The 17,065-nt window shown below is 69.4% G+C and carries 17 protein-coding genes; 7 read left to right on the top strand and 10 right to left on the bottom strand.

Going from position 1 to position 17,065, the window contains the following annotated elements; genetic code table 11:
• Nucleotides 1-234 precede the first annotated feature (234 nt).
• The 7 genes from RJ03_RS18040 to RJ03_RS18010 all read right to left on the bottom strand — a co-directional run bounded on the left by RJ03_RS18040 (nucleotide 235) and on the right by RJ03_RS18010 (nucleotide 5,264).
• Nucleotides 235-1,482, bottom strand: a complete 1,248-nt coding sequence (locus tag RJ03_RS18040; RefSeq protein WP_036503972.1) for an AAA family ATPase — start codon at nucleotides 1,480-1,482, stop codon at nucleotides 235-237.
• 38 nt (nucleotides 1,483-1,520) lie between these two features.
• Nucleotides 1,521-1,910, bottom strand: a complete 390-nt coding sequence (locus RJ03_RS18035; RefSeq protein ID WP_051024820.1) for a hypothetical protein — start codon at nucleotides 1,908-1,910, stop codon at nucleotides 1,521-1,523.
• Entirely contained in the window at nucleotides 1,907-2,809 is a 903-nt protein-coding gene (locus RJ03_RS18030) for a metallophosphoesterase family protein (protein WP_036503970.1), read from the bottom strand. Before RJ03_RS18030 ends, RJ03_RS18035 begins: the two co-directional genes overlap by 4 nt.
• Before the next feature lie 44 nt (nucleotides 2,810-2,853).
• Nucleotides 2,854-3,327: a cupredoxin domain-containing protein gene (locus RJ03_RS18025; protein WP_083870993.1), complete on the bottom strand. Its 474-nt coding sequence runs from the start codon at nucleotides 3,325-3,327 to the stop codon at nucleotides 2,854-2,856.
• A 62-nt stretch (nucleotides 3,328-3,389) separates the two neighbouring features.
• Entirely contained in the window at nucleotides 3,390-3,962 is a 573-nt protein-coding gene (locus tag RJ03_RS18020) for an RNA polymerase sigma factor (RefSeq protein WP_051024819.1), read from the bottom strand.
• An 88-nt stretch (nucleotides 3,963-4,050) separates the two neighbouring features.
• Nucleotides 4,051-4,743 (bottom strand): Rieske (2Fe-2S) protein, encoded by a 693-nt coding sequence (locus RJ03_RS18015; RefSeq protein WP_036503951.1) that lies wholly within the window; start codon nucleotides 4,741-4,743, stop codon nucleotides 4,051-4,053.
• Entirely contained in the window at nucleotides 4,740-5,264 is a 525-nt protein-coding gene (locus tag RJ03_RS18010; RefSeq protein WP_051024818.1) for an RNA polymerase sigma factor, read from the bottom strand. Before RJ03_RS18010 ends, RJ03_RS18015 begins: the two co-directional genes overlap by 4 nt.
• A 221-nt stretch (nucleotides 5,265-5,485) precedes the next feature.
• On the opposite strand from RJ03_RS18010, the gene RJ03_RS18005 reads away from it, so the two are divergent.
• The 4 genes from RJ03_RS18005 to RJ03_RS17990 all read left to right on the top strand — a co-directional run bounded on the left by RJ03_RS18005 (nucleotide 5,486) and on the right by RJ03_RS17990 (nucleotide 9,642).
• Nucleotides 5,486-6,022 (top strand): hypothetical protein, encoded by a 537-nt coding sequence (locus tag RJ03_RS18005; protein WP_036503949.1) that lies wholly within the window; start codon nucleotides 5,486-5,488, stop codon nucleotides 6,020-6,022.
• Nucleotides 6,023-6,249: 227 nt separating this feature from the next.
• Nucleotides 6,250-6,927: a hypothetical protein gene (locus RJ03_RS18000; RefSeq protein WP_036503948.1), complete on the top strand. Its 678-nt coding sequence runs from the start codon at nucleotides 6,250-6,252 to the stop codon at nucleotides 6,925-6,927.
• 58 nt (nucleotides 6,928-6,985) lie between these two features.
• The gene (gene ligA, locus RJ03_RS17995) at nucleotides 6,986-9,124 is read left to right on the top strand and encodes an NAD-dependent DNA ligase LigA (protein WP_245552318.1); all 2,139 of its coding nucleotides are present in this window, start codon (nucleotides 6,986-6,988) and stop codon (nucleotides 9,122-9,124) included.
• A 2-nt stretch (nucleotides 9,125-9,126) separates the two neighbouring features.
• Nucleotides 9,127-9,642, top strand: coding sequence for a GNAT family N-acetyltransferase (locus tag RJ03_RS17990; protein WP_036503947.1), 516 nt, complete (start codon nucleotides 9,127-9,129; stop codon nucleotides 9,640-9,642).
• Nucleotides 9,643-9,717: 75 nt separating this feature from the next.
• Here the strand turns inward: RJ03_RS17990 and RJ03_RS17985 are convergent, their stop codons facing one another.
• A complete protein-coding gene (locus RJ03_RS17985; protein WP_036503946.1) occupies nucleotides 9,718-10,371 on the bottom strand; it encodes an ACT domain-containing protein in 654 nt (217 codons plus the stop codon).
• A 396-nt stretch (nucleotides 10,372-10,767) separates the two neighbouring features.
• Here RJ03_RS17985 and gatC point away from each other — a divergent pair, with 396 nt between their 5' ends.
• Nucleotides 10,768-11,064 (top strand): Asp-tRNA(Asn)/Glu-tRNA(Gln) amidotransferase subunit GatC, encoded by a 297-nt coding sequence (gatC, locus tag RJ03_RS17980; RefSeq protein WP_036503944.1) that lies wholly within the window; start codon nucleotides 10,768-10,770, stop codon nucleotides 11,062-11,064.
• A complete protein-coding gene (gatA, locus tag RJ03_RS17975; RefSeq protein ID WP_036503941.1) occupies nucleotides 11,064-12,536 on the top strand; it encodes an Asp-tRNA(Asn)/Glu-tRNA(Gln) amidotransferase subunit GatA in 1,473 nt (490 codons plus the stop codon). Before gatC ends, gatA begins: the two co-directional genes overlap by 1 nt.
• Nucleotides 12,537-12,615: 79 nt before the next feature.
• On the opposite strand, the gene RJ03_RS17970 is transcribed toward gatA, so the two are convergent.
• Together RJ03_RS17970 and RJ03_RS17965 are read right to left on the bottom strand one after the other, a co-directional pair.
• Nucleotides 12,616-13,065: a MarR family winged helix-turn-helix transcriptional regulator gene (locus tag RJ03_RS17970; RefSeq protein WP_036503940.1), complete on the bottom strand. Its 450-nt coding sequence runs from the start codon at nucleotides 13,063-13,065 to the stop codon at nucleotides 12,616-12,618.
• A 129-nt stretch (nucleotides 13,066-13,194) separates the two neighbouring features.
• Complete coding sequence (locus RJ03_RS17965; protein ID WP_245552317.1) at nucleotides 13,195-15,801, bottom strand: alpha/beta-hydrolase family protein; 2,607 nt, start codon at nucleotides 15,799-15,801, stop codon at nucleotides 13,195-13,197.
• 167 nt (nucleotides 15,802-15,968) lie between these two features.
• On the opposite strand from RJ03_RS17965, the gene RJ03_RS17960 reads away from it, so the two are divergent.
• On the top strand, nucleotides 15,969-17,065 hold a 1,097-nt coding region (locus RJ03_RS17960), incomplete at its 3' end, for a sensor histidine kinase (protein WP_036503953.1).

The following is a 17,065-nucleotide window of genomic DNA, read 5'->3' as shown; positions in this document are numbered from 1 at the left end:
TGGTCACGAACTGCTCGCCCTGACCGGCCGGGCGCGGGCTCACGCCGGTGATGCGCAGCGTCCCGGCCTCCAGTTGGGCGCGCTGGAATCCACCGAAACGGCCCCGGCCGCGGAAGTTCATCAACAGCGCGACCAGCGCGCCGGCGATCAACACGATGAACACGATCTGCAGCAGCATGCCTCCATGCTAGGCGGACAAACGGGACAGCCTCGATGTGCCGCCGGTCGCACGACTCAGTTCGAGGTGATCTCGCTGGTGCCGGTCGGGGTGCGGCGCACCTGCCACACCTTGGTGCGCCGGGACTGCGACCGCCCGTTGCCGCGGTCGATCAGGGTGCGGTTGCGGGTGGTGAAGATCAACTGCGCGCCCCGGGAGTTGGTCTCCGGATTCTGGAACAGCTGGATCACACGGTCGGCGGTGTCACCGGTGAGATGGGTGTCGATATCGTCGACCGCCAGGACCCGGCCCGTGTCGAGCGCGTCGAGGACGGTCGGCAGCAGGCGCAGCAGGGCCAGGGTGGCGGTGGATTCGTCGGCGATGTCGAAGGCGGCGTCGATGCCCTCGTGGACCACCCCGAGCCCGACCCCGCGGCGGGCGACCATACGCGCGTAGAGGGTGTCGCGGGCCGCGCGCAGATTGCTCAGTTCCCGCTCGAGGGCGACCGGTTCCACGCCGAGGGTTTCGCGCACCCGCAGCGCGTGTGCCGGCGATGCGGCGCAGGCATCCAATTCCTTTGCCATACCGGCGATTTCACCGTCGATGTCGCGCAGGTAGTCCGCGTACATCGGATCGTTCTCGGCCAGCAGCAGATCCTCGATGCCCAGTTCGGCCGAGCGCAGCAGCATCAGCAACCGCGCGGCGTTGTCCGCGGAGCGGGAGATGTGGCCGCCGAGGCGCTCGGCGACGCCGTGCGGGTCGGCGGGCCCGCGCTGGACGTCGAGCTGGGCGGAGAACCAGCGATAGGCGGGTACCAGCGCCTCGGCGTACATCTGCCCGGTCAGGCTGAGCAGCAGCGCATTCGGCCGCACCAGCGGCACCAGGGCGCTGATGCCGAAGCGAACCGGTTCGAACATCGGCCCGATCCGGATCTGTTCGCCCTCGCGCTCGAAGATGATGCGTTTGCGGTTGTGCGGATGCGTATGCAGCCATTCGGCGGTGACATCGGCATTGTCGAGGCGGAACCCGTAGGTGTAGGGCGTGCCCTCCGCGACGAAGGTGGCGACGAATTCCGAAGGCCGATCGGCGAATCCGAGATGCGGTGTGCGCACCGGTCCGGCGTAGGGATCCCAGCCGGTCACCGAATGCAGGACCGCGTCGCGCATGTGGGCCAGTGCGTCGACGAGACCGGATTTGCCGCTGGCGGCCGCGCCGTGCACGGCGGTGACGGGCGCGGGCAGCGCTCCGGCCCGGCTCGAGACCAGGCGGAGCTCCTGTGGTTCGGCCAGGGATCGGTGGTTGGTCACCTGAAAACTACGCAGCACCCGAGCCATCCTGCCGTCCGCCGTGCGGCGCCGCGACATCAGGTGCGAAGTTGCCTCCGGTTCAGCGAGGCCAGACAGACCACGAGGGTGCAGATCTCGGCGACGACGGCGATCATCGCCTGCGGTGCCGGCTGCCAGCCGCTTTCGGTGAATCCGAACAGGCCGATCGTCCGTGACAGCACGAAACCGCCCAGGGCGGCGACGCTGAGCACCGCCGCCGCCGCGCGCATGGTCCACGGACCGACGAGAACCAGTGCGGCCAGCGCGAAGGCGGCGGCGGCCTGGATGGCGAACGACCGGCCCACGTATTCGATGTAGCGGTAGCCGCGTTCGTAGAGCTGAGTGTGCACGACACCGGTGGTGACGAGGCCGGCGCTGATCGCCACCCGCGATGGGAACCGCGACCAGGCGGAAGGGATCGTGGTCATCGCAGTGCCTGCTCCTTGATCGCGAGCAGCTGCCTGCCCTGCTGGTAGCTCACTTCCCGGATTCCCAGGGCGTCGTGCAGCTTTCCGGCTGGCAACGTCACCGGTTTGGGCGCGGGCCCGTCGCCGGGATGTGGCAGGGGATAGGCGGTGGTCGTCCCGCTGAAGAAGGTGATGTTTCCCTCGGTCTTGGTGAAGAGTTGATGCACATGGCCGTTGAGGCAGGTGACCGAGGAGAACCGCCGCAGCAGGTTCAGGACCTGCGCGGCATCGTCTGTGCCCCAACCCCATTGGGGGTACATGGCGAACAGCGGAATGTGGCTGAAGACGATGATCGGTGTGTCCGCGGACAATCCCGCCACATCGTTGCGGACGAAGTCGATCTGGTCCTGCCCGAGATGCCCCAGATTCTGCGCGTGGAGCGTATTGACCAGGCCGATGACGTGCACGCCCGCGATATCGAAGCTGTACCAGCCGTCACCGCGAGTGCCCTGTCCGAACACGTCGCGGTATCGCTGTCCGCCGTCGTCGGTCGAATCGTGTTCGCCGGGCACGGTGAAGATGTGCGGCGTGGACAATCCGGACATCATCTGGCGGACCTGATCGAATTGCGCGGGCGTGGCCAGATGTGTCAGGTCCCCGGTGTGGATGACGAAATCCGGTGTGTACCCGAGCGCGTCGACCTGAGCGATCGCCTCGGTGAAGGTGTCGGTGACATTCGCGTTGGCGGTGCCCTGGAATCCGATATGGCTGTCGCTGATCTGCGCGAATCGCAGGGTGGGACGTTCGGATGTGGCCGGGGCCGCGCCCGCCACATGGGAGATGACCTCGCCGCCGACCACGGTCAGTCCGACGGCCGCGCCGAACCAGGCGCTGTGGCGGAGCAGTTGCCGCCGGGTCATGGCGTGCGGGTCACGCGGATCGGTGTGCTGCGGATGTTGTTCGGTCACGGGGTCACCACCACGGTCGCGTGCATGAAGGGATGGATCGAGCAGAAGTAGGGGAAGGTGCCCGGCTGGGCGAAGGTGAAGCTGAAGGTGGCCCCCGTGCCCATTCCGGGGGAGTGGAACGAGCCGTCGCGGGCCACCACCGTATGCGGTTCCTCGTCGCGATTGGTCCACGTCACGGTGGTGCCCGCCTTCACGCTCACGGTCTGCGGGCCGAAGGCGAAAGTGTCGATGGTGACGGCGTTCGGCCCGGCCGCGACGGCCGGGGTCCGGGGCGCACTCGACATTCCCGGCATCTCCGGCATCGGTGCGGGTGCGCCCGATGTCATCCCCAGGCCGGGGTCGTCGGAGCGGACGGTGGGAGCGGGTGGGCTCGTGCCCTTGTCGGCAGCTGTCGCGCAGGCCGTCAGCGTCATGACGCCGAGGGCGGCCATCGCAGCGGCGGTGACATTCGGAACGAGATGTCGGTGCATCGGATCGGCCTCCATCCGGACCCCGCCGAGTGCGGGGCTTCACCGACAGATAGGTGACCGGGTTACAGACCGAGGTCGATATTCGATTCCGACGCCGCCCGCAGGGCTCGATGCTGCAGCACCTTCGCATTGGCCACGCTGATCGCGAGTGCGGCAGCCGATTCGCGCACCGACAACCCCTGCAGGAAACGAAGTTCGAGAATCCGGCGGTAGCGTTCGGGCAGTTCGCTCAATACCGCGCGCACGTGCTCCGGCGCCCGGGACTCGGCGGAATCGGTTGGCGCCGAACCGGTCTCGTCCGGAATATCATCGTCGATGACCGTGATCTCCCGGCCCATCCGCGCTCGCCAGTGACCGGCGAGCACGGTGCGGGCGGTGGTCCGCAGATAGGCGCGAACCTCGGCGACGCTCGCGGTGATCCGCAGCGGTTTCAGCGCGGCCACGAACACCTCCGCGGTGAGATCCTCCGCATCCGGTTTGTTGCCGACCTTCGAGAAGATCAGCGCGTAGACCCAGCCGACATTGTCCCGGTACACCTCTTCCCAGCTGGGATAGCGATCCTGCGGTACCAGTCGCAGCTCGCGTCGTCCGGGCTCCTCCGGCGACCGCGACCCGGCCGTGGATCGCCCTGCCATCCCAACCACCCTCCTGCAGCCCGGTGACGCACGCGCCTGTCAGGGATAGATACGTGGTGTGGTTACACGCGGTTCGGTGCGCACGCCGTCACGCCGGCTTCTCCGGTGCGAACACCTCGATCGAGCCGTTCGATTCACGAACCTGCAGCCGCGGCAGCGGAGCCGGCGTGCGGGGCAGTTCGTGAGTCACGACCTCACCCTCGAAACCGAAGGAGGTCGAATGGCACGGGCAGCGCAGGCGCGCCGTGGCCGCGTCCAGCCACAACTTGCACCCCTGGTGGGTGCAGATTCCCGACAGCGCGTAGACCATCCCGCCGCGGCGGCGGAGGAAGCCGTTGACCGCGCCGAGCTCGAACGGTGCGGTCGCGCCGTCCGGAAGTTCGGTACTGGCGAGGACCGGTTGCCAGGTTCCGTGCGACGGTACGAGCGTCTGCTGTGCGGCGGGAACTTTCGGCTCGTCGGATCCGCTCAGCAGCGTGTGGTCGATCACCCCGCCCGCTGCGGCCGCGGCGGCCACCGAGGTGCCGATCAGCATGGTGCGGCGGGTGGGACGCCGCGTGCGCGCGCCCGGATCGGCGGTGGGCTCGTCGAGGTCCTCGGCCAGGCGATGGTGTAGCCGGGTGATGAACTCCTCGTCGGGACTGCCCGCACCGGTCCGGGCCGACCGCAGCGCGATCGCGGCGCGGATCTGGGCGGCGTCGTCATCGTCGGGCCGGAAACCGCGCGGGCTGCGGCCGGCCAGGATGTCGTCGACGTAGCGCTCCACGTCTTTGCTGCTCACAGCGAGCCTCCTGATCCGGAACGGGCGGCCGATCGCAATGCCAGACGCTGGCGTGCCTCGGCCTCGGGAACGCCGACACCGAGCCGCGCCGCGGTGTCCTGTATCGAAAGTCCTTGCAGGAAGCGCAATTCCAGGACGCGCCGATAGGGCTCCGGCAGTTCGGCGAGCAGATCACCGACCGCCGCGGCCGGCGTGGCCGAGGCGTTGGCGGGCGGGTCGGCGTCGATCACGGTGATTTCCCGGCCCACCCGCGAGAGCCAGTAGCGGGCCAGCACCGAGCGTGCGGTATCGCGCAGCAGCACCGGAACCTGCGACGGTTCCGCATCGAGGGGTGATGCGCCGATGGGCGATGGTTCCAGCGCTGTCATGAACACCTCCGTCGTCAGCTCCTCGGCGTCGGGCGCGGCGCCCACCTTCGCGAGCATCAGCGCGTACACCCAGTCGACATTGCCGTGGAAGATCTCCTCCCAGTCGGCGTGGTCGTCGCGGGACGGCGGCGCCGGCTCGGGATGCCCGCTCATCTGCCGCCGCCCTCCTCTCCGATGTCACCGCGTTCGGTGCGGCCTGATCCAGGGCCGATCGGGTCTGCGGAGACTGTGCCTGCCGAGAACTGTGCCGCCATCAATTAGATAGCAGGGCGGTTACACACACCACCGGTTACGCGCCACGACTCGGATCGAGTGCGGCGGCGCGTAACCACCACTCCTATTTCCAGGCACCACGACTGCGAGGAGTGAAGAACATGAACGTGGCATTCGGTGTGCAGTGTGCACGAGTAGCGGCGGCAGGCGTCGCCCTCGCCGGTGCGATCGCGGCGGCGGCCCCTGGTGGCGCTGCTGGGTCGCTCGCCCGCGAGGCCGTCGAACCGGTTGCCGCGCAATGCCTCTGGGCCGACATCGCCCATCCGCGCGGAGACATCGTCACCGCGGGCGGGTGGAGTTACAGCTGCGGGATCGACGCCGCCGGCGCGGCGCGATGGATTCGCGGGGCCGCGGCCCCCGGTCCGAGCACGGTGCCCGATCCGGGTGCGGCGAGCGCGCCCGCCGGACATTTCAGCCCGGGAGCCCGGCAACCCGGAACCGAATACACCGACTACTGCGTGGGCGACCAGCTGATCGAAGGCCGCGACAACGTCTACGAAGTCGCCGCGGGCGGGGACGGTCTGCTGTTCTGGCGGCCGGCCGCGGACGCGGATTCGTGGTCCTTCGACCCCGGCACCCACCGGGCGCCGCCCTCCGCGCGCGGTTCGAGCCTGTGCCGAGACAGTCAACTCCTCTGAGCCCGAGCATGGGCATCGGCACATCGGCGCGTGAACGACCGGCGTGCGGGTAATCGCACTGCCGAGCGGAGTTGTCGCGAGGCCGTGCCCCTCGGGCCCGGCGGTCGCGGCGGCTTCGGTGCGAAAAGTGCGGCGGCCGCGGTGACGTTCGCCCTGTTCGTGTCGGTAGGACACGAACGGTGCGATCTCCGTAAGGTCGCCGGTGTCGACGAAAGGGGCCCTCCGGGATGTTCGAGCGGGTAGTGCAGAAGTCGGTGGAGACCTTCGTGCGAGCGGGGACGGGGGTGCAGGAGCCGCTGGCGGCCAAGTACGTCGACCGGTTGCGGCGCAAGCATCCGGAGCGCACGCCGGAGGACATCGAGGCCGGCCTGCGGTGGCGCTATCTGGGGGCGGTGACCGTCAGCGGCACACTCGCGGGTCTGTCGGCCGCGGTGCCCGGCGTGGGCACCGTGATCGGACTGGCGGCCAGCGGCGTGGAATCGGTCTTCTTCATGGAGGCCTCGGCGTTCTACGCGGTCTCGGTGGGGGAGTTGCACGGGATGCGCGCGATGTCGCAGCAGCAGCGCCGGGCGCTCGTGGCCGCGGTGGTCCTGGGCGAGGGAGGGGCGCAGCTGCTCGGGAAGGGCGCCGGGCAGTCGGCCAAGGACTGGGCCTCGGCGGTGGCGGACAAACTCCCGGTGGTCCGTTCGATCGACAACCCGATGGCGCGCAAATTCATCGTCGGCTTCATCGCCAAGCGCGGGGCGTTGCTGTTCGGCCGGGCGCTGCCCGCCGGGCTCGGTGCGATCATCGGCGGCACCGGTAACTACGCGATGGGCCGGGCGGTGCTCGCGAACGCGGATCGCACCTTCGAATCGGCGCCCCCGTCCTGGCCGGACGACGTCCGGGCCGCCGTGAACGCCTGATTCGGACGTGCCCGAACGGTCCACGAGCATGTCGGTGGGCTGGGCTAATGTGCCAGAGGTGAGCGAAACCGGGATCGAGGACGCACGTGCCGCCGAGGCGGCCGACGCCGCCGAGGCGGCCACGGCCGACGAGCGCACCGAATGGCAGCAGCTGGCCGAGCAGGTGCGCGAACACCAGTTCCGGTACTACGTGCGCGATGCGCCGATCATCTCCGACGGCGAGTTCGACGCGCTGTTCCAGCGGCTGCTGGCGCTGGAGGAGGCGCATCCGGACCTGCGCACGCCCGATTCGCCCACGCAGCTGGTCGGCGGCGGCTTCGCCACCGAATTCACCGCGGTCGACCATCTCGAGCGCATGCTCTCGCTGGACAACGTGTTCGACGAGGACGAGATGCGCACCTGGATCGGCCGGGTGGTCGCCGAAACCGGCGCCGATACGCACTTCGTGTGCGAGGTGAAGATCGACGGTGTGGCGCTGAACCTCGTCTACGAGAACGGCCGCCTGGTGCGCGGCGCCACCCGCGGCGACGGCCGCACCGGTGAGGACGTCACCCTCAACGCGCGCACGATCGAAGACATCCCCGAACAGCTCACGCCCACAACGGAATTCCCGATTCCGGAACTGCTCGAGGTGCGTGGTGAGGTGTACTTCCGGCTCGAGGACTTCGAGAATCTGAACGCGGCGATCGTCGCCGAGGGCAAGCCGCCGTACGCGAATCCGCGCAACACCGCCGCCGGATCGCTGCGGCAGAAGGATCCGGCGGTCACCTCCCGGCGCCGGCTGCGCATGATCTGCCACGGCTTCGGCCGGATGGTCGGATTCAGCCCGTCCTCCCAGTACGAGGCGTATCAGGCACTGGCGGCCTGGGGTCTGCCCGTCTCGGCGCACACCGTGCGCGTGCAGGGTGCCGACGCGGTGGTCGAGCGCATTCGCTACTGGGGCGAGCACCGCCACGACATCGAGCACGAAATCGACGGCCAGGTGATCAAGGTCGACGAGTTCACCCTGCAACGCCGCCTCGGCAGCACCTCGCGTGCCCCGCGCTGGGCCATCGCCTACAAGTACCCGCCCGAGGAGGCCACCACCCGCCTGCTCGACATCCAGGTCAACGTCGGCCGCACCGGCCGGGTCACGCCGTTCGCGGTGATGGAACCGGTGACCGTCGCCGGTTCCACGGTCGCGATGGCCACGCTGCACAACGCCTCGGAGGTCGAGCGCAAGGGTGTGCTGATCGGCGATACCGTCACCATCCGCAAGGCCGGCGATGTGATTCCCGAGGTGCTCGGCCCGGTGGTCGACGTGCGCGACGGCAGTGAACGGCGCTTCGTCATGCCCACCCACTGCCCGGAATGCGGCACCGAACTCGCTCCCGAGAAGGAGGGCGATGCCGATATCCGCTGCCCGAACCAGCGGCACTGCCCCGCGCAGCTGCGGGAGCGGGTGTTCCACATGGCCGGGCGCGGCGCCTTCGATATCGAGGCGCTGGGCTACGAGGCGGCGATCGACCTGCTGAAGTCGGGCGCGATCTCGGACGAGGGCGATCTGTTCGACCTGAGCGAGGAAAAGCTGCTCGGCACAACGCTTTTCGTCAACAAGAGCGGCACGCTCTCGGCCAACGGCAAACGCCTGCTGCAGAATCTGGACACCGCCAAGGACCGTCCGTTGTGGCGGGTGCTGGTGGCCTTGTCCATCCGCCACGTCGGGCCGACCGCGGCGCGCGCCCTGGCTGCCGAGCTGGGCAGTATGGCGGCGATCGAAGAGGCGTCGGCCGAGGCGCTGGCGGCGGTCGACGGCGTCGGCCCGACCATCGCGGCCGCGGTGAAGGAATGGTTCACCGTCGACTGGCACCGCGCCATCGTCGAGAAGTGGCGTGCGGCCGGAGTGCGGATGGAGGACGAGCGCGACGCATCCATCGAACGCAACCTGGAGGGGTTGTCGATCGTGGTCACCGGCTCGCTGCAAGGGTTCTCCCGCGACGAGGCCAAGGAGGCGATCCTGGTGCGCGGCGGCAAGGCGGCCGGATCCGTCTCGAAGAAAACGGCTTTCGTGGTGATCGGTGACGCCCCGGGGTCCAAGGCGGCCAAGGCGGAGGAACTGGGCGTGCCCATTCTCGACGAGGACGGGTTCCGCACGCTGCTGGCGGAGGGGCCCGATGCGGTGCGGCCGGAGTCGGATACCGAGGACGAATCGGACTGAGCATGGATCAGTGGGATACGCGGGTGCGGATTCGCCGCGCCCGCCCGGACGATTTCGCGGCGATCGCACAGCTGACGGTCGACACCTATGTCGGCGAGGGGCATGTGCATTCCGAAAGCCCCTATGTGGCCGAACTTTCCGATACCGAGACCAGAGCGCGCGAAGCCGAGGTCCTCGTCGCCGAGCGCGACGGAGATCTGCTCGGTTCGTTGACCATCGCGCGGCCCGGCACTCCGTACGCGGATATCGCGCGGGCCGGTGAGCTGGAGTTCCGCATGCTCGCGGTCGCCAAGCGCGCCCGCGGCGCCGGCGTCGGCACCGCCCTGGTCCGCACCGTCGTCGAGACGGCACGGGCGGAGAGCTTCGCCGCCGTCGTATTGACCACGATGCCCGGGATGGCCGACGCCCGGCGCATCTACCAGCGGATGGGTTTCGCCCATGTGCCGGAACGGGATTGGCATACCGACGCCGGGCTGCCGCTCACCGTGATGCGGCTGGAACTCACGCCCGGCGCGTAGGCGTAGACGGCGCGAGGCGAGCAGGAGCCGCCACTTGCAGCTCCTGATCGCCGAAGGCGCTGCGCCGCAACCGTTTCAGCTCAGTACGGTGGCGACGATGCCCGCCAGATAACCCAGCCGTGCGACCTCGGACGGACGGAATTCCGGCCCGCCGGGACGGCCGAGCAGCAGCGCCTTACCGGTGTTGCCGAGCGGGGCGGCCGCCAGTTTGGTGTCCATGTCCCGCCAGATCTGCGGGACCCAGTCGGCCTCGGGATCGAGGGCCGTCGGCTTCTCGAGCGGCATCCACGGCACACTGCCGGCCTGCGTCTCGGGTGCGCTGGCGCTGCCGACCAGACGCTGGCCGCCGCCGTGCGGCCCCAGATCCATCACGGTGCTCCATCCGACCTGCAGCACGCGCGGGACGCCGTCGACCAGCACCTGCAGCCGGTCGTCGCGCGCGGTGGCGACCTGGTCGATCAGCTCCAGTTCGCGATGGGTGTCGAGAATGCCGGAATAGGGACGCAGCGAATCGACCCGCACATCGGCGAGCGATTCGGCCGCGGTGATCAACGTGTCGGGCAGTGCACCCGACGGAACTTCCACCACCAGATCGTCGATCGCATATCCTGCGCCGCGTTCGACGACATCCAGCGAGAGGATGTCGGCGCCGACGGAGCCCAGCGCTACTGCGAGTGAACCGAGACTTCCTGGGCGATCCGGAAGCTGCACGCGAAGCAGATATGACACGTGCTTGCCTTCCTTTCCTGTGCGACCGAGACTTTCGGACGTATACCCGAGTCTCGCAATACTTACACCCACTGCTTCCAGCAAACGATTCGAAGCCGGGGCAGTGAGGTACGCCACATACATTGTCGGCCGAACACCCGGTGCCGTGCCAGTGCCGTTCCGATGACGTTGTGATGTCAACCTTGTTTCCGGCGAGCACCGGAACGAACAGCGCAGCCCGACCGTGACCGGATGGCTACAACGCGCACCCATTAGGCTGTGTTGTCCGAGCCTAATGGGGAGGCCCTGCGTGGTTACGCATCCGCTGCCGCCTCCGGGCCTTGACCCCATTAGGCTGTCCCATGCGCAGCGCCCTGCGCCATCGACACGCACCAACCTGCCGAAAGGGGATTCGCGGTGTCCGCCATCTCCCGCGACGAGGTCGCACACCTCGCCCGGTTGTCCCGGCTCGCCCTCACCGACGAAGAGCTCGATCTTTATGCCGGTCAGCTGGATTCGATCCTGAGTCATGTGCAGGTCATCACCGAGGTCGCCGCCGACGTACCGGCCACCGCGTCGCCGAACCCGACCGCCAACGTCACCCGCCCGGATGTGGTCGTCCCCGGGCTCAGCCCGGACGAGGCGCTGTCCGGCGCCCCCGCGGTCGACGAGCAGCGGTTCATGGTTCCGCAGATCCTGGGAGAAGGCGAGTGATGAGCGGCGATCTGACGAAACTGTCCGCGGCCGAGCTGGCGGAGAAGATCCACGGCCGCGAGGTGTCCTCGGTGCAGGTCACCGAGGCGCATCTGCAGCGCATCGCCGAGGTCGACGGTGAACTGAACGCTTTCCTGCATGTGGCCGGTGAGCAGGCGCTGGTGACCGCCGCCGAGGTCGACGCCGCGATCGCCGCGGGCACCGTGGCCTCGCCGCTGGCGGGAGTTCCGTTGGCGCTCAAGGACGTTTTCACCACCACGGATATGCCGACCACCTGCGCGTCGAAAATTCTCGAGGGCTGGGTATCGCCCTACGACGCGACCGTGACGGCCAAGCTGCGCGCCGCCGGCATCCCGATCCTGGGCAAGACGAACATGGACGAGTTCGCGATGGGGTCGTCCACCGAGAACTCCGCCTACGGCCCGACCCGCAACCCTTGGGACACCAGCCGGATCCCCGGCGGTTCCGGCGGCGGTTCGGCGGCGGCCCTGGCCTCGTATCAGGCGCCGCTGGCGATCGGCACCGACACCGGCGGGTCCATCCGTCAGCCCGCCGCGGTCACCGCGACCGTCGGTACCAAGCCCACCTACGGCACCGTGTCCCGCTACGGCCTGGTCGCCTGCGCGTCGTCGCTGGACCAGGGCGGCCCGTGCGGTCGCACCGTGCTCGACACCGCATTGCTGCACGAGGTGATCGCCGGTTACGACCCGAAGGACTCGACTTCGCGCGATGTGCCGGTGCCGGCGCTCGTGGAGGCCGCTCGCGCGGGTGCGCGCGGCGATCTGGCCGGGGTGCGGGTCGGCGTGGTCAAGGAACTGCATTCCGACAGCTACCAGCCGGGTGTGCTCGCCTCCTTCGACGCGGCGGTGGCGCAGCTGAAGGATCTGGGCGCCGAGGTGGTCGAGGTGTCGTGCCCGCACTTCGAATACGCGCTGGCGTCCTACTACCTGATCCTGCCGAGTGAGGTGTCGTCCAACCTGGCTCGGTTCGACGCGATGCGGTACGGCCTGCGTGTCGGCGACGACGGCAGTCACTCCGCGGAGCAGGTCATGTCGCTGACCCGCGAGGCGGGATTCGGCCCGGAAGTCAAGCGCCGCATCATGATCGGCACCTACGCGCTCTCGGCCGGATACTACGACGCCTACTACGGTCAGGCGCTGAAGGTGCGCACCCTGATCGCCCAGGACTTCGACAAGGCCTACGAGAGCGTCGATGTGCTGGTCTCGCCGACCAGCCCGTTCACGCCGTGGAAGCTGGGGGAGAAGGTGAACGATCCGCTGGCGATGTACCTGTCGGACCTGTGCACCCTCCCGACGAACCTGGCCGGGCACTGCGCGATGTCGGTGCCGTCGGGACTGTCCGCCGACGACGGCCTGCCGGTGGGCCTGCAGATCATGGCGCCGGCGCTGGCCGACGACCGGCTCTACCGGGTGGGCGCCGCCTACGAGGCCGCGCGCGGTCCGATCGCCTGAGCGCGGCCGATCGGCGGGCCCGTTCCGCCCGGATGCGGCGGCGTACCGAGGAGGTGGCGCCGCCGCGCCGATCGGCCGGTTACGGCCGCGGCCACGGGCGGCCGTCGAGCCGCTCGATATCGGTGTTGAAGCGCTGCAGATAGTCGGCGAAGCGCGCGACGTCGTCGGGGGACCAGCCCTCCAGAACGCGGCCCAGGCCTTCGATGTTGGCGTTGCGTTCGGCGTCGAGATTCTCCTCGCCGGCCGGTGTGATGCGGAACTTGCGGGCCATTCCGCCCTCGGGATCGGGGATCCGCTCGACATGTCCGGCGCGCAGCAGTGCCGCGGTCTGCCGGTTCAGCGTGGAGGCGTCGAGGCCGAACGCCTCGCTGAGCTGACCGATCGACATCGGGCCCTCGATGGCGAGCCGGCTGAGCAGCAGGTAGGCGCTGCGATCGAGGCGGGTGCCGTCGCGGCGATAGCGCGGGTGAATGGTGTAGCGGCCGAGCAGCATGGTCTCGAATTCCACCAGATTCGTGGGCTTGTCCATGCCGTCCTTCCGCCGATTTACAGTTCTGACCTGCGAGAACCGGTATAGCACACGGCGGGGGCCGGGCGGGCACGGTGGTCGGTTGGGTGGGAGCCGATGCCGTGACCGCCCCCGGCCGCGGCATCGACGTCAGCAGCTCCCGAGCGCGGTGCCCTGATCCGATCCGTAGCGGTGGCCGTGGCCGGGGCCCGGGGCGAGCGCGGAGAGCAAATCGGCGGTGGTCTGCACCCAGCTCAGCCCCGGCAGCCACATCGGGTGTGGTGCGTCGTGGCGGGTCCCGGTGAGATCGGGTGCGCGCCAGAGCAATCGCGGCGACCACTGCACCACCGGATCGGAGGAGTTGGCGAGGACGGTCGCGCCGCCACGGTGCACCGCCGAGGCCGGTGGGCCCGCCCACAGTGCGGCGCACACTCGGGCGCTTTCGTCGCGATCGTCGGCGAAGATCGCGCTGCCCGCGGTCGCGCCCAGGCTCTGGCCGTAGACGTAGAGCTTCGGTGGATGGGCCAGGCCGGCCAGGTGTCGTTCGATTCCGGTGAACAGGGCTCGCGCCGAGCGCTCGGCGTCGGCTCGGGCGAACAGGAAGGTCGCCCAGCTGGGAGCCTGCGAATACTGCATGCCGACCAGCGTCGCGTCGCCGTCGAACCGCTCGTCCAGGCCGCGGGCGGCGCCGGCGTCGAGCCACCCCGATCCGGTAGGCACCATCACCACGAGGTGCCGACGATCGAATCCGCCGGACCTTTCGATCTCCCGAATAGCCAGGGCGACACGGGAATCGAGATCCGGCGCGGAATCCATGCCGATGTAGACGCGGACCGATCGGCCGCGTTCGGCGACGAATTTGCGCCCCTCCGCTCCGAGCGAGGACCAGCTCACGGCCGATTCCGGACTGCCCGAGCGGGTGTAGGAGACCGGCCGCACCACCGTCGGGTCTATGGCCGCGTCGGCCGAGGCGAATGCCGACCGCTGCCAATTCACGACGGCCGGTAGCAGGGCGAACTGGCAGGCCAGGACGGTGGCGGTGACCAGTGCCGCCGCCCGCAGGCGTCCCACATACCGTGCCGCCCAGCGCAATCCGCGCAGGATGAGTACGATCGGAACGACCACCGCGACGACGCCGATCGCCCAATGCAGCCAGTACCGCACACCGACCGGCGGAAAATCCATGGCCGCCCGCAGCCGGTTCTGCCAGTACCAGGCATGGGTGAGCGCGGTACCGGCCACGGCACAGCATGCGATCACGATCGATTTCCGGAACCGCCTCGTCCCTGCCTCGGTATCGATCACCCAGTGTCCCAACACTTTCCGGCCCAGTCCCGCCACACCGAGCGCGATGAGTACCAGCAGGGCGGTGAGCAACGCCTGCGCGACCGAGGTGCGCGGAAGTAGCCCCGGCGCCAGCGAGGCGGAAATCCCCGCCGCCGAGGCCACCAGGGTTCCGGTCCGGGGCTTGCCGATGGTGACGAGGCGGCGGATAACCGCGCCGAGTGCATTCCGCGCCCGCTCGAAAGAGTGGGAAGACGGTGTTGTGCCTGTCGTCCCGCCGGCACCCGGACGCCGCAACGGTGAGAGTTCCAGCGCCGTAACGGCCGGCCGCGCCTGCCCCGGCGCCCATGCGCCGCCTCCCGCCGCCACTGTCGCCGGAGTGCCGGGCCACAGGCCTATCCCGTCGACACCTCGCACGGTAACGCCGCGTAGCTGAACAGCGTTGCGCGACAACCATTCGCGCGCCCCTCGTGCGGTCCGCGATGCCGCGGCACCGATGCGTGCGGGGAGAACGCGCCCGTCGCGATTGCCGGTACTCCCACCCGAGCGCCGGCTCCACATGCGCCCGGCCGATGCGCCACGAGAATCCGACCACGGCGACCACCGAGTCGCCGGTGACGCTGTACGTTGTCCTGCCCGGCGCGGCGGGATGGTGCGGCGGACGATGGCGAACAACGCCGCCACCATCAGCAGCACCATGGCGAGCCGGGCGAGGACGTGGACCACCTGCGGTCCGAGTTCCGTTCCGGACAGCTGGCGGCCGAACAGGTATTCGGGCATCGGCGCGGCGTAGTTCTGGCGGCGGGAGTTCAGATCCACCGCCGCGGTGGCGATCGTCGCCATCGTGGTGCAGCGGGTGCGGGCGAGCAGATCGCCGCGCGAATCGCAGGCGGCGAACATGCGGGTTTCGAGGGCGTTGTCGATGGCCCGGCGCGCCCACGGACCGAGGGGATGGCCCCGGACTTCGGCGTAGCGGAGCAGGTCGTAGCCGAGGTCGTGGGCCTTGCAGGCGGTGTCGAATTCGGCGGGCAGCGGAATCGGTGAGGAGCACTCGCCGGACGGGTCGACCGGCATACCGGCCAGCTGCATCGGCCGATACCCCTGTGTCGCAGCGAAATCCGCGGGTATCACCGCCAGCGCCGGCCGGTCACCGGTCAGCGCCCGCACCGCATCCGCGGCGGCCGTGCTCTCCGGCGCGGGCCCGGCCTCGGCCGCTCCGGCCCCCGGCGACAACGACACCAGTATCGCGATCAGCGCCGCGACAACGGCGCCGAAGGCGAAGAGCGCGCGCAAATTCCCACTCCGCCAATTCTTTTCGCCGAACTCGCGCGTCCGGGTCGGATCCGTCATGGCGGGCGACGGCTTACCGTCGTGCCCGTGCCCCGCCCGATCGCCCTCGCGCGGCCCAGCGACGACCACCGTGATCCCGCGGTCCCCGCGCGGCGACCCGCCCGCATCCGCAATATTGCTCATGGCGGTCGAAGGTAGGAATCGGGAACCGGCGCACACCTCCCGCTGCGGATCGATTTCGGTACCGCTACCCGGGTGCGCGCGGGCAGCGGTGTCATACCGGGGTAGGGGGTGGGATGTCGAACCCGGGGGTGAGGACGGATCGCCGGCGACTTCCTAGGCTCGTCACCATGACACGGGCGATACGAGTGGCGCGGCAGGCGCGGGCGGCGGCGCGAACTCCGGGCCGGGCGCGGCTGTGGTTCGACATGGCGACGGTGGTGGTCGTGGGAACGCTGTTCGCGGTCGGCTGGCCCACCCTGCACCTCACCCATCAGGTGCCGGCCGGCGCACAGCCGTTCATCGCCGCGCTGGCCGTATTCCCGCTGCTGCTGATTCGCGTGAATCCGGCTCTGGGCTGGGCCATCTCCGCCGGCGCGGCCTTGCTGATCGCGCTGGCCATCCCCTATCAGCCGGGCAACGATCTGCCGTTCCAGGTCGTCCACATCCTGGTGTTGTTCGCGTTGCTGTTCGCGGTGGCGGTGCGGGCGCCGATGCAGATCGTGCTGATCGCCTGGATCGCGTCGTCACTGCTGTTCGCGACCACCATGGCCGGAACCGGCTCGTTCGCGGAGGCTGGGTTCGGCTGGCCGCTGGCGATGACCGGGCTGGTCGGATTCGGTCTGCTGGTGCGCTGGCTGGTGCTGTCGCGGCAGGCGCTGGTGCGCCAGGAGGAGCAGAACGAACTGGAACGGGCCCGCCGCGCGATCCTCGAGGAGAAGGCCCGCATCGCGCGCGATCTGCACGATGTGGTCGCCCACCACATGTCGATGGTCGTGGTGCAGGCACAGACCGCGCCCTACCGGGTGCCGGACGTGTCCGAGGCGGCCCGCGCGGAATTCGACTCCATCGGGGCGTCCGCCCGGGAGGCGCTCAACGAGATCCGCAGCATGCTCGGCGTCCTGCGCAGCGACGGTCAGCTGCCCGAACACGCCCCGCAGCCGGTAGCCGCCGATGTGGTGTCGATGTTGGACGGGGTGCGCCGTGCGGGTGTGCACATCGACTGGACCATCGACGGTCCGCTGGCCGCGGTCCCCGATACCGTCGGTCTCGCGCTGTACCGGATCGTGCAGGAGTCGCTGTCGAACGTCTCCCGGCATGCGCCGGGGGCGGCGGTCACCGTGACCGTGACGGTGGCCGGGCAGGCGGTGGAGGTTCTGGTGGCCAACGACGCGGGGACGGGCGGGGCGCCGGTGGGAAGTTCGGACGGCAGCGGCATCTCCGGTAT

This window comes from Nocardia aobensis NBRC 100429, assembly GCF_000308375.1.
In the GTDB taxonomy this organism is placed as follows: Bacteria; Actinomycetota; Actinomycetes; order Mycobacteriales; family Mycobacteriaceae; genus Nocardia; species Nocardia aobensis.
The sequence above is the reverse complement of the archived record's forward strand: the minus strand, read 5'-3'. Positions and strand labels throughout refer to the sequence as shown.